We start from the raw sequence: 13552 nt of genomic DNA on the forward strand, positions 1-13552 counted from the left end.
AGTAACCGGTAATGTTTAATGGTAAAAAAGCGGAGCGCTGCCTTCTGCCTGCCAGTTTAATGTCAGTTTCGGGGTTACTGCGTCTTTAATGTGATAAACAATCCGTAAGGGATGATCGCCCGCTTTAAGCGCAACGGAGCCAGAAATTTTTTGCTCGGACTGATATTCGAAGCTGCCGTCGAGTACATTGGCCTGGTGAAGTTTCAGTAAAAAGCCGCTGTTACCCGCCATTTCCATCTCATAGGTCCCGTCTTTTTCCACGCGTATCATTCCTTCGATCACCATCATGCCGGTTTTGGTCTTGATTTTAGAAAAATCCATTTCTGAAAGAATTCCTTCCTCGGCCGGTTTTTCATTTTGTAAGTCCCCAACCCAGGGATATGTGCCTTTGTAAACCTTAAATTTAAATCCGGTTTTGGTTGCTTTCGTCGCAACCGGCGGGATCAGCGCGGTATCGTAAGGTCGCGGCGCTTCGGAATCGGGTCGGCGAACGCGCAATACCTGCGCTTTGAAATCCTGCTGCATTTGTTTAAAAGCAGCGTTAGAAGCCAGGTTTTTCGTTTCCTGCGGATCTTTTACCACATTATAAATCTCAAAATCATCCTCAGCCGAGCCGATCTGGTACCTTACCCCTACAAAATCACCTTTCCGGATTTTCTGCATCTGGTTCCGCTGCCTCGACCGGTGGTTCGGGGAAAATTCCTCAAAATCCGGCGTTTTCCCATTCTGCACATATTCGATATAAACGAGGCTTTCCTTTTTCTGTCCTTTTCCCGTCAAATGCGGCAACAGTGTCACGCCGTCGGTGCGAGCCGGCGCAGCGATATGTGCTGCGTCGGCGAAAGTAGCAAGCCAGTCGTGAGAAGCACTTGGTGCAGCAATTACCTGATTTGCAGAAATTTGTCCCGGCCAGTTCACAATAGTCGGTACCCGCACACCGCCTTCCCACACATCCCGCTTAATCCCATCGAAGGGACCGAAGCTGTTGAAAAACTCGGGGCTGTAATCGACATATTCCTTCGGCAAATAGGATTCAATGGAAGGTCCGTTGTCGGAAGTGAAAACGACCATCGTGTTTTCATCAATTTTCAGGTCTTTCAATAATTTGAAAATATCACCTACCCCATCGTCGATGCGCCGGCAGAGCGTCGCGTATCGTTTATAAGTGTCCGGCCACGGTTTTTCGGGCGTGGCGGGATTTTTATCATCGTCGTAAGTTGCATTCGCATAATCCGGGTGCACGTAAGAATCGGGCTCGCCACTCGCAGTATTGATCATTTTTCCAGGCGTACCCAGCCACTGGAGACCGCCTTTCAATCCACCACCTTCTGGATATTTCTGTGTCGGTAGTTCGAGTACCGCGTGGGGCACGTCGTAAGCGAGGTACAGGAAAAACGGTTCGTCCTTTTTGCCGGAAGCAGTTTCTTTTACGATCCAGTTTTTGGCCGCGGCTGTCCACAAATCGGTCGTAAAGCATTTGTCTAGCCCGTCGGAAACTTCCGTTTTATTTTCCCAGACTTTCTTTTTACCCCTGTAAATCCCTTCTTTCGGATAATGCTCGTGACCGTCCACATGCTTGATATACGCGTAGGAATAGTCGAAACCGCGGTTCAGCGGGTGCGCAGGCCACTCGGGTTCTTTCGCTTTCAGCCCCTGCAAACCCCATTTCCCGACAAGACCCGTTTTGTAACCCGCCTTTTGCAGCACATTACCGATCGTGAAAGTGTTTTGCAGCTCTTTGTCAAACTGGTTATCCCGCACATTCGCGTGGCCCTGACTTACCCCCAGCAGGATTGTAGCCCGCGACGGGGCACAAACCGGCGCCGCGCAGTAGTGGTTGGTCAGCATCGCGCCGCCTTTCGCCATCGCGTCCAGGTTCGGGGTAAACTGCCAGGGCTCGCTGCGGTCGTTCTTTTTGTTCCTCTCATTTTGCCAGAAAGCCCCCACATCGCCCCAACCCATATCATCTACCAAAATGAAAATGATATTGGGTTTTGCTGCTTTCTTCTGCTGCGCATTCGCCGGAAAAAAGGTGAGCGCGCCAAGTAGCAGGATTTGAGCAATTATGAATATTTTAACCTTGAATACCTTCATTATATTTTGCATTAATTACCGGTTGTAGTTCGGGTTTTGGTTCAAATTAGGGTTTGTCTGCAACGCGGTGGTCGGAACGGGCCACAGGTAATCGCGCTGAGGATTGAAGGAACGGTTGTCCACGACTTTGCCAAGATAATTCGTGACCGCCTGATTCAAAACTACATCCGCCGTTTTCCAGCGTTTTACATCAAAATAATATAGTCCCTCCCCTACAAACTCAATCCTCCTTTCGTGGCGAATGCGGTCGCGCATCGCAGCCTGCGTCAAGCCCGCCGGAAAATCGGGCATTCCCGCGCGTTTGCGGATTTGATTTACAGCCGCATATACCGACGCATCAGGCCCCACAGCTTCATTTTGTGCCTCGGCGTAAGTAAGGAGCACTTCGGCGTACCGGATCAGTATGACGTTCAGATCAGAGATATTGTCCACTTTTCCGGCGGGTGAAGGTTCGGTATCTCTGTAAGTAGTCCCCTTTTTCAGTCCATAACCTGTTTGCGGGTAAGTAGTCGCGACAACCGGTTTGCCTTTAAACTGGCTTCCAATATAAATCACCGTATTTTTCAATCTGGGATCGCGGTTTTCAAATGGTTTCGCAGGATCGTAGAGAGGTGAATCTTTGATCGATTTTCCGTCGGTCAGTTCATAATCATCTAGCAGGTTCTGAGTTGGCGCGAAGGAATTGAACTGGTCAAACTGAATATCGTTGCTATGCACAAATTCCGGCTGCTTGTACTGCACATCGAGCAGCACTTCCGTATTCCCTTCGTTTTCCAGCATAAAAAGTCCGCGGTAATCAGCAAACAATGCATTGGATTTGAGATCCATCACTGCTTTCGAAGCCTCCGCAGCGGCCGCCCATTTGCTTCCATATAATAAAACTCGCGCCTTTAATGCCAGCGCGGTAGCCTTGCTCACGCGGCCTTTGTTGGCAGCCGCAATCGTTGTCGGCAGCACCGCAGCGGCGGCGTCTAAATCTGCAAGCATTTGTGTTTCAATTTCCTCGGCCGTATTGCGGGGCAGCTCGCCCTGTTCTTTCACAGGCGGTTCGGTAATCAGTGGCACGCCGCCGTAAACCGACCACAAACTGAAATAATAGAATGCCCGCAGGAACTGCGCTTCGGCGATAACCAGCTTTTTGCGCGTTTCGTCCATCGCAATATCCGGCACGCGGTTGATTACCGAATTGGCTCGCCCTATTCCCTGGTAAGCCGCGCCCCAGCGGTTGTTGATCAGCCCGGTATTGGCCGCATCGTGAATACCACGGGCAATATTGCCGGCTCCGGCCTGGTTGTCGTAACTGTAAAAATTGGGCGTGATCGCGTCAAAAGTGGCGGTGACATTGCCACCGTAAACCGGCATTAATGCGCTGTAAGTGGCTGTTAAACCAGCATTTGCATGCTCTTCGGTTTTCCAGAAGGTAGCTTCGGTAAAACGGTCGGTTGGACTTACTTCCAGAAAATCGGAGCAGCCGGAAAGCAATATGCCTGCGAGAATGAGTTTAGCTATTTTCATATAATTTAATGCTCTAAAAGATCAGAATGAAACGTTGAGGCCGAAGGAAACTACCTTGGCAATCGGGTATGCGACAACTCCCGCCGCGGCCGGATCCCGCTCAGGGTCGCCCAAACGGAACTTGGAAACAGTGATCATATTCTGACCATTTACATATAGCCTCACTTTACCAAGACCCAATTTTTTCACCATATTCAAAGGTACCGTGTAGCCGAACTGGATATTTTTCAACCTCAGATAAGCAATGCTTTGCAGCCAGAAATCGGAAACCTGGAAATTTTGCGGATAACCATTTGAAGTGGTCAGCCTCGGCAGCGACGCATTTGGATTTTCCGGTGTCCAGGAGTCGGTGAGCCACTCGCGGGTCACGCCAGCGCCGTTTTTGTAAGGCTGCGCAAGGTTGGCCGTCACGTAAGTATCCAGGTCAAAAGTGCCCTGCCAGAACATCGCGAAATCAAACCCTTTGTAATCTGCACCACCTGTAAATGTATAGGTATAGCCCGGATTCGATTGCCCGATCACGACGCGGTCGCCGCTATCGATTTTCCCGTCACCATTCTGGTCTTTGTACCGGATATCGCCCGGATTGGTCACATTGTTCTGGAAAGGAGCTGCGTCAATTTCAGCTTTGGATTGAAACAGTCCAGCTGATTCCAGACCAAAAAAAGAATTGATCGGCGCGCCTTCCTGGATGATCCGGTTGGTATTGTATAAAATCGCCCCATTCGTATTTTCGACTTTATTGATCAGATGCGTGATATTCCCCGCGAGATTGTAGTTTACGCCGCCGATCCTGTCGCGGTAGCCAAGTGTAAGTTCGTATCCTTTATTAGAGACAGAACCGATATTGCTCAGCGGCCCTTGCAGGTTTCCTACCTGGGCAGGCAGGTTTACGCGGGCGAGGATACCATCGGTGTATTTGCGGAAAAGGTCGAATTCAAAGGTCAGCTTATTATTAAAAAGTCCCCCGTCGATCCCGATATTGCTGGCTGTGGTCGATTCCCATCCTACCGTAGGATCAGCCAGTGTCCTGACCGCCGCCCCGCTAGATACCACATTATTAAAGGAATAGTTGGTAGTATAGCCCGCCGAATTCAGCTCGACTGCATTGATATAACTGAATAAAGGAATATTTTGGTTACCCAATTGTCCCCAGGAAGCACGCAGTTTCAAATTGCTGATCGCGCGCACATCTTTCAGGAAATTCTCCTCATTGATCCGCCAGCCCGCAGAAAACGAAGGGAAGAAACCCCAGCGTCGCGACTGTTCAAATCGCGAAGATCCGTCGAGTCTGAAATTGGTTTCAAAAAGGTATTTATCATTAAAAACATAGTTGATACGCCCGAAAGTGGACATGATCCGCGATTTAGTCGAAGTACCACTCACTAACGGATTCAGACTTCCGCCATTGAGTTCGGTGATCTCATTACCCAGATATCCCTGATTTTGCGCCGTAAACCGGCTGAGCGAAAAGGATTCAAGACTAAAACCTCCTAGCACATTCAGGTAATGCTTTTCCTTGAAAGTCTTTTCCCAATTAAGGGTATGAAAGTTGGTGAATGCGAAATTCAAACCGCTTCCCTGCGTAACGCCACGCGGCGGAATGTTGCCCATATTCGCAATTTCGCCCGTTTTGGTATTGGTAACCGGAATTACCGGGTAGTTGAATTTTTCGTTTTCAAAGTAAAGGTTTGGCGCTACCGTGATCTTGTATTTAATGTCAAAAGGCAGATTGATTTGTGCATACAAATTTGCTATTCCCCTCAGACTCTTGTTAATGTGCTTTCCTTCAAGCGAAAGCGCGTACGGATTTCTGAAAAAGTTGTGTCCCGGTACCCTGATCCACTGGTCGGCATAAGCGCCGGTTTGAGTCAGGTTGGTCTGCATGGGCAGGCCGCGGTAGATCAATCCCATAATTCCACCTTCCCCGTTGGCATCGTTGGCGGTGTAAGCGCCTTCGTTATTGTCCCACCAGGTCGCGATCACATTACTTCCGATTGTCAGCCAGGGCGTTACATCTGAATTGATATTAGTACTGAAAGAATACTTTTGCGCGCCGCTTCCGGGCAAAATACCTTTTTGATTGAGATAACCCAGCGACACCGAGTAAGTCGATTTTTCGCTGCCGCCCGAAAGTCGCACATTGTGCTCCTGGATCGCCGCATTTCTGAACATCAGCTTAAACCAGTCCGTATTCGGGTAAATGTAAGGGTCCGTGCCGGCGCGGTATTCCTGCATCAGTTCGGGACTATATTCTGCCGCCCGACCTTCGTTGGCCAGCGCCCGGTTTTTGCCTTCCATGTATTCCAATGTGTTGGTAACCACATTGTTGGGCAAACGTGTTGCCGTCTGCACGCCGAGGTAGCCCGAATAATCGACGCGCACTTTTGTATTTTTCACGCCTGTTTTCGTCGTAATCAGTACCACGCCATTTTGCGCGCGGCTTCCATAGATTGCGGCCGAGGCAGCGTCTTTTAAAACCGTAACTTTCTCAATGTCATTAGGATTAACATCCCTTAACGAAAATTCTACCCCGTCTACCAGCACCAGCGGACCATTACCCGTTTCAAGGTTGTAAGAACTCGCGCCACGGATCGTAATATTGGCCCCGTCCGCGCCCGGCCTTCCCTGGTTCATATTGACATACACCCCCGGAAGTCCCTGCAAAGCCTGCGAAGAATTCGTGATCGGGCGGTTCTCAATCGCTTTGGAGTCGATCGTGGCGATCGCGCCGGTCAGGTTGACTTTTTTCTGTGTCCCGTAACCGACTACGACCAGTTCGTCCAGGTCTCGCTGGTCCGGTTTCAGCGAAATATTCAAAGTGGTTTGTGCGCCTACCGGCACTTCCTGCGCAATGTATCCGACAAAAGAAAAGATCAGTACCGCATCATCTTCCACATTATCGAGCGCGAAACTTCCGTCGACATTCGTGGTAGTCCCCGAGGAAGTACCCTTAACCAAAATGCTCACCCCGGGCAGGCCCGCCCCTTTTTCATCGATTACCGTTCCCGAAACCTTCTTTTGCTCCGGCTGGATTTTTACTTTTTGCAGCTCATTTTCAGGCTTGATCAGCGATTTATCCAGACTCAATACGATCACTTTTTCGGTCGCATTGTAAGTAATGCCGAGCGGTTTGAAATATTTATCCAAAACTTCCAGGATCGGCTGGTTCTTGGCTGTAACCGAGATAAGGCGCTGCGATTCGATCAGGGCGGGACTGAAAACAAACCGAATGTTGGAACCCGATTCAATCTCGTCGAGTACGGCCTGAATAGACCGGCTTTTAACATCAATACTGACTTTTCTCCGAAGCAAATCCTGCGCATCGACGTCCAATGCAATCGCACTGACCGTGCAAGACAGCATCATTAAAAAGGGTAAGGCACTGATTTTCATGAGCCAGACAAAATAGTAGTAGCTGAGTACGCTTTTTTTCATACGTTTAAAAAAGGTTAAGAGTTTAGGAATTGAGTTTAGAGTTTATGAGTTTATGACGATTTGATCACGATTCCGCCATTTTTTACTGAATAACTGGCATTGATAGCCTTACACATTGCGTCGATCTGTTCCATTAAGTGCATTTCTTCAAAGTTCGCTCGGATCTTATGGGCTTTCAGTTTTTTAGGATCAAAGGAAATTGCTACGCCGAAAGCTTTGCTGGCAGTGTTGAGGTAATGCACCACTTCGATATTTTTTCCATTCGCGGCAGCCCTTAAGAATGCGCTGATCTCGTCGTCAGAAGCCAAAACGGCTTTCGAAATGCTTCCGGCTTTTTTGCTGACGGTCACTTGCTGGCCCGGCGCAACCTGGACCATTTCGACGGGCTTACCTGCGTCCAGCCGCGACACATTCACACTTCCTGACCTTACTCCCACGACCGTTTGATCTTCTTCACCAAACGCCCGGACACTGAAACTGGTACCCAGTACTTTCGTCACGGTTTCGTTGGAATACACGTAAAATGGTCTGGATTTGTCGGGCGCCACTTCGAAAAATGCTTCGCCTTGCAGCTCCACTTTTCGCTGATCGGCAGCGAATTGATCAGGGTACCGGATCGCGCTGCCGGTTTTCAGAAATATACTGCTGCCATCTGCGAGTTGAATGAGCCTGGTGCGGCCTGATTTGTTCCACTTCCATCCCTGCCCGTCGTTAAATTCGGATTGGGAAGTGCTGCTATCAGATATTCGGGTTGGTAGAATATAAAATCCGATAATTACAGCCAGAGCGGCGGCTGCGCCAAGAGCCCAATAGTGGAGCGGACGTAAGCGGTGCGTTTGTTTTTTTCTCGAAGTAAAATCAAAGATCTGCTGAACAGCTTCCGCCTGATCCAAAGCGGAAAGCGGCGTATTTTCAATGCGTACCGACCGGATCATATCGGCCGCGACGAGCAATTTCTGTCCTTCTACCGGATGTTGCTTAATCCAAGTATTGAATTCCAGTTCCTGAGCGGGTGTCGGGCACAGTACCAGCTCGCGAAACTTGTCGTTCAGAACGAGCTCTTCAATTGTAATTTGACAGAAATCTTCCATGCACGCATTTTGGCTTTTTGCGTACTATAGACATGCCCCCGGAACAGATACCCTCCGAGGATTAAAAATATTTATTAAAATAATGACAAAAACTAAGCGACGCGATAAATACCACTGAGGACCAGTTGGTTCGCAACCATTTCAGGGATTTTTGAAGGGTATTTGAAACCGACTGCGGACTGATCTGCATGATTTCGGCAATTTCGTCTCGTGAAAGATTTTCGAAATATTTCAGGAGAACGATCTCTTTTTGTCTGGACGGGAGTCCGTTGAGCAATGCAGCAAAGCGATGACTTAATTCAGTACTCGCTTCCAACCGGATCAGGTCTTCTTCCACACTAAAAGCGACCTCAAAATAGTCGTAGTCCAAATCTGTTTTAATAGGATCTAACTGATCGTCAGCCTGCCTGTGAATTCGCCGGCGAAGTGCGGCAAAAAGGTAAGGGACCGGCGGGATGCTTTCATTAAGATTTTCCCTGCTTTCCCAAATTTTTAAAAATACATCCTGGATACAATCCCGGATAAGCTCTTTGTCCCTGCTGAACTTGGACCCATAATGAAAAAGCGAAGGGTAAATGCTATTAACCAGGCTCTCAAACGCCGCATCGTCACCCGATATAAATGCCTTCCACAGCGATTCTTCTGATTGCCTGGAAACGGTATTCATAAAAGTGCGGAAATAGGATGCAGGAAATAATCAGATTGATCGTAAAATAATTATATAAAATGTTCAAAAGCTAACGGCGGCGGCTTTTAAGTGTGAATGCCAATCCGGCCGAACCTATAAGAAATGTACCTGTTATCAAGGCGAACATATTAGCATTGCGGCTCTCGGCAGATTTTGAAACGGGTTGCAAGATCATAAAATCATTGTTAATACGCTTTTGTAACGCATTACCTACGGCCCGGCGAAAGTTTTCCCTATCAAAAGAAGCAGGCTTGTGCTCGAAGTGATCAATGTGGTAGAAATCATAGTTCTGCATTTTCGCTACGCACTCGTGGAAGAATTTTTCGAACTTCTGTTGCTTCGTCGCGTTGCTGCCCAGGTTACTGATCTGCTTGTGAAATTTGACCCCGTACCAATATAATGGCGTCATCGTGATCGGCTGTCGCTTGTGGGTAAGGATCGGGTGCGCGAAGTAAATATGCATGTCGAGTCGCGCATTAAACTTACCTGATTTCCTGAAAGCATAAGAAACGCCGCCGATCGGCCGGTGAACCGCAAAAGACTTGATCCGGTAGTACCGGGCGCGCTCCTGCTTCCCGATAGCCTTCACGTTTTCCACTTCCAGCAAGGTTCCGGTTGAAGTAGTAAGGTAATGTTGTGAAAATATCAGCATCAGTGCGATGGTCAACCAGGCAATAGCCTCCGGCAGTTCGTTGCGCCTTTTGCCATTTTTACCAACGTACAGCCTATTGAAACGCGGCTTCAACGAAACCAGCACCGGAACGGCCGGAAAGAATGCAGGTATCCAGTATTGCCAGATATCCTCGTCCATTTCAACGATCGGATATTTCCCCAAAAACAGCCACCAACGCAAAAAGCCCAGCACAAGCACCGAGCCCCAGGCCAATATCGCATAAAGCGGCAGCAGGTATTTGAGTTTTAGTAAATAGTACCGGTCGAATCGCATTAATACAGAAACGTAAATGAACCGAACGGCCGTAAATTGAGGAAAATTGATTGGTTTTCAAATGTTAAATCAAAACAATTCCACGCGATTTTTTGCCAGAAACAGGGAAGCCCCGCCGGGGCCAATAGACTTGGGCGTGATCTATCGCTAGAAACAGGGAGCCGCGCTGCGGCTGACATCGCGTTACGCTAAACATATTACAAAAAAGAGCCCCAGCGGGGCAACCTGTTTCCAGACCAGGTCGGAAATCAAATTCAGCTCCCGCGGAGCTTCCTGAGGCCGCATCAAAAGAGAGCCGCGCTCCGGATGACATCGCACCGCGGTAAACATATTACAAAAAAGGCCCCAGCGAGGCAACCTGTTTCTAGACCAGGTCGGGTATCAAATTCAGCTCCGGCGGAGCTTCCTGAGGCCGCATCAAAAGGGAGCCGCGCTGCGGCTGACATCACACTACGCTAAACATATTACAAAAAAGGCCCCAGCGGGGCAACCTGTTTCTAGACCAGGTCTTGGGCGTGATCTATCGCTAGAAACAGGGAGCCGCGCTGCGGCTAATACACAAGTGGGTAATGCATCGCTAGAAACAGGGAGCCCCGTCGGGGCTAATAGACTTGGGCGCGATCTATCGCTAGAAACAGGAAGCCGCGCTGCGGCTGACATCGCGCTACGCTAAACATATTAAAAAGAGCCCCAGGGGGACAACCGCCCCAGCGGGGCAACCTGTTTCTAGACCAGGTCGGAAATCAAATTCAGCTCCCGCGGAGCTTCCTGAGGCCGCATCAAAAGAGAGCCGCGCTCCGGATGACATCGCACTGCGGTAAACATATTAAAAAGGCCCCAGCGGGGCAACCTGTTTTTGACAAGCTCCCCTTTCAACATTTTCCAACAATCATTACATTAGCATCCAACAAACCGAACACAATCATCATGAGCAAAACTAAATTTGAGATCTCGTTGGAATCGGGTATTCACCAGCATATTCATGCGATGGTTGGTGATTGGGAAGGAGCTACCAAAACCTGGTTTGAGCCGGATGTGGTGGCGGACGAATCGCCGATGAGGGGCAGTATTAAGCCGATTCTCGACGGTCGGTTCTTACTATACCAATACCACGGAAGCATGAGCGGTAAAAGTTTTGAAGGCTCGGCGACGATCGGTTATGATATTGCCAACGAAAAATTTCAGGTCTCCTGGATCGACAGCTTCCACATGGGAACGGCAATCATGCTTTCGGAAGGCGCCTCGGTTGAAAACGGATTTTCGGTCTTGGGAAGTTACGGCGGGCCGGATATTCCTGTCCCCTGGGGCTGGCGTACGGTATTTCAGCTGAATGAACCCAACCAACTGACTATTACCGCATACAATATTTCTCCCGAAGGGCAGGAAAGTAAAGCGACAGAAACCATTTACAGGCGGATTAGTTAAGAATAACTTCGAAACGATCCGCAGCTGACGTCAAACTTTATGGGATAGCATACGCAGGGATTCCAATAGCGGGCTCTGCGACTGCTTTTCTTTTGAATTTCTTCAATTGTACCAGATAGAATGGCGTTACTGCCCGCTCGCTTGCAATGCGGCTGTAAAGGCGATGCGCTTTTTTGGCCACATTAGTCCAGGTAAAATTCTCATTAACCCGCTTCAATGCATTTTCGCGCAACTGCTGGTATTTTTTCGGGCACGACACGCCTTCCAGCAATGCATTGGCAAGTTGCTCTGGGTTGTGTGGCGGTACCAGAAAACCGGTCTGACCATGTAAAACGGTATACTTGATCCCGCCAACATCGGACCCGACCACGGGCGTACCGCACGCCATCGCTTCAAGCGGTGTAATGCCGAACGGTTCGTACCAGGGTGTTGAGATAAAAAAGTCGGCCGCCTGGTAGTAGTGCCGAAGTTCCTGCCTGCTTCTGCGCCCGACGAACTGCACAGCCGCAGAAACTCCTTCCTGCTCTGCAATTTCTTTCAACCTCCGGAGTTCTGCATCCCGTGTAAAATCGGGAATCTCATCAGAGCCACCTACTACCAATAGCCTTAATTTGGGGATATCTTTTAAAAATCGCATCGCGCGGATCACATTATCGATTCCTTTTCTGGGTACGATCCGGCCCAGTTGCAACAGCACAACTTCGTCTTGTTTCAGCCCAAGCCGCTTTCTTGCCTCCATTCTCGGGGCTGGGTAAAATTCATCCGAGCTGAACCCGCAGGGTATGATGGTAATGCGCGAAGGATCGGCATTGTAATGTTCAATCAGGTCCTGCTTGTCCTGCGGGCATTCGGCAATGATATAGTCTGCGTCGTTGACGATCATTTGTTCAATATCCAGCCGCGCCACCGGAAATGCGTCCTTTTCTTTCTGGTGGATCATACGGATCTTGCCCAGCGCGTGAAAAGTGATCACGTACGGGATCCCAAGCCGCTTTTTGATATCAGAAGCCACCAATCCCGACATAAAGAAGTTGGCGTGCACCAGTTCATAGTCAAGCCGGTTTCTCTCAATAAAACGGACCATACTATCCGTAAATTCCCCCATGTACCCCAGTAGGGATTCTTTCGGAACTTCCCGTGCAGGGCCGGCATCGACGTGGATCACGCGGATACCGGGAAGCCAGTTCACGACCTGCGGCAAAGCGTCGTCTTTCCTGGTGAAAATATCAATGATGTAACCAAGGGCAGCTAAGGATTTGCAAATCTCGGCTACGTACACATTTTGTCCACCGCTATCTACCCCGCCCAATACAGCCAGAGGTGACGCGTGCTCACTGATAAATGCTATTTTCCTTTTCATGATTGTGGAAATTTAATTGGATCGTTTCCCGGAAGACTGTTTCCCAGTCGCTGGCAAATCGACGGATATCGAACTTTTCCAATGCTACCTGTTTTGCCTGCTGGCCCATTTTCTGCGCTAAAAATGGGTCTGCGATCAGCGCATTCATATTCTCGATCAGCTTTTCGATGTTTGTGTCAATGAATCCGGACCTGCCATTTTCGATCACAGTCACATACTCGGTAGTAGCCAGCGCAACCACGGGCATTCCCGTCATCATCGCTTCGCAGACTGCTAGGCCGAAACTCGTGTAACGGATAGGGTTGAAGAAAAACCGGTAATGGCTGATAAATTCGGGCAATTGCGGATTCAGTACCTCCCCCAACCCACCCGACCCCGATGTTCCCATTCCGATCAGGTCAAGCGGTACGTGCTTCCTTACTTCATCAAAAACATCCCAGCCGGTGATTCTCCCGCGCTGTTCAATGTGATTGATCACCACGATGCCGCGAGGGATATCCCCCTGGTAGGTAACCGGCGGAATGCAAACCCCGTGCTCGATCACTTTTACCCGCTCAATGCCGGCGCTATCCCACATGAGCTTATTGAAATGCGTCACGTGCACCAGCGTTACAGCCGGATCATCCAGGACGTGGCGGGTATTTGTGGGATGTTTTTCAGGTGTATTGTGCTCCACGTATACCCTGGGCAGTGTTTTCTGCGAGTCGGACAGAATTTCATGCTGGTCGATCAGGAAGTTCCTTTCTGATTGGAAGAGAATACAATCGAACTGCATGTTCCTGACCTCCGCGGCAGGCACTTCGATCACATTCGCCCCGAAGGGAAACGTTTCACCCCGGCCGTAATAACCTTCTGTTTTTTCGTTCTTGATCGGAATAAAAATATCATAATCGCCTTGCGAAAGGTAGTACAGGTAACTCCCGTGAATATGCCAGGTGAAGATTCTCAGCCTTCGGTTTGCGACGTCAATTTCATTCATGTTTTAGTGCGATTTC

9 protein-coding genes are annotated in these 13552 nt (G+C 49.2%); 1 reads left to right on the plus strand and 8 read right to left on the minus strand.

Going from position 1 to position 13552, the window contains the following annotated elements; genetic code table 11:
* Positions 1-15: 15 nt before the first annotated feature.
* The 6 genes from KOD92_RS01455 to KOD92_RS01480 all read right to left on the minus strand — a co-directional run bounded on the left by KOD92_RS01455 (position 16) and on the right by KOD92_RS01480 (position 9772).
* Positions 16-2106: a sulfatase-like hydrolase/transferase gene (locus KOD92_RS01455; RefSeq protein ID WP_215231744.1), complete on the minus strand. Its 2091-nt coding sequence runs from the start codon at positions 2104-2106 to the stop codon at positions 16-18.
* Positions 2107-2109: 3 nt separating this feature from the next.
* Positions 2110-3609, minus strand: coding sequence for a RagB/SusD family nutrient uptake outer membrane protein (locus tag KOD92_RS01460; protein WP_215231745.1), 1500 nt, complete (start codon positions 3607-3609; stop codon positions 2110-2112).
* Positions 3610-3630: 21 nt separating this feature from the next.
* The gene (locus tag KOD92_RS01465; RefSeq protein WP_215231746.1) at positions 3631-7047 is read right to left on the minus strand and encodes a TonB-dependent receptor; all 3417 of its coding nucleotides are present in this window, start codon (positions 7045-7047) and stop codon (positions 3631-3633) included.
* Between the two features lie 50 nt (positions 7048-7097).
* Positions 7098-8138, minus strand: a complete 1041-nt coding sequence (locus KOD92_RS01470; RefSeq protein WP_215231747.1) for a FecR family protein — start codon at positions 8136-8138, stop codon at positions 7098-7100.
* A 61-nt stretch (positions 8139-8199) separates the two neighbouring features.
* Positions 8200-8805 (minus strand): RNA polymerase sigma factor, encoded by a 606-nt coding sequence (locus KOD92_RS01475; RefSeq protein ID WP_215231748.1) that lies wholly within the window; start codon positions 8803-8805, stop codon positions 8200-8202.
* Between the two features lie 70 nt (positions 8806-8875).
* Positions 8876-9772, minus strand: coding sequence for a hypothetical protein (locus tag KOD92_RS01480; protein ID WP_215231749.1), 897 nt, complete (start codon positions 9770-9772; stop codon positions 8876-8878).
* A 927-nt stretch (positions 9773-10699) separates the two neighbouring features.
* Here KOD92_RS01480 and KOD92_RS01485 point away from each other — a divergent pair.
* Positions 10700-11197, plus strand: coding sequence for a DUF1579 domain-containing protein (locus tag KOD92_RS01485; protein WP_215231750.1), 498 nt, complete (start codon positions 10700-10702; stop codon positions 11195-11197).
* A gap of 37 nt (positions 11198-11234) precedes the next feature.
* Here KOD92_RS01485 and KOD92_RS01490 read toward each other — a convergent pair whose 3' ends face one another.
* The gene (locus KOD92_RS01490) at positions 11235-12557 is read right to left on the minus strand and encodes a glycosyltransferase family 4 protein (protein ID WP_215231751.1); all 1323 of its coding nucleotides are present in this window, start codon (positions 12555-12557) and stop codon (positions 11235-11237) included.
* On the minus strand, positions 12529-13536 hold the full coding sequence (locus KOD92_RS01495; protein ID WP_215231752.1) for a glycosyltransferase family 4 protein: 1008 nt from the start codon (positions 13534-13536) through the stop codon (positions 12529-12531). The genes KOD92_RS01490 and KOD92_RS01495 overlap by 29 nt, the downstream gene beginning before the upstream one ends.
* Positions 13537-13552: the final 16 nt, after the last annotated feature.

Source organism: Dyadobacter linearis (genome assembly GCF_907165045.1).
GTDB lineage: Bacteria > Bacteroidota > Bacteroidia > Cytophagales > Spirosomataceae > Dyadobacter > Dyadobacter linearis.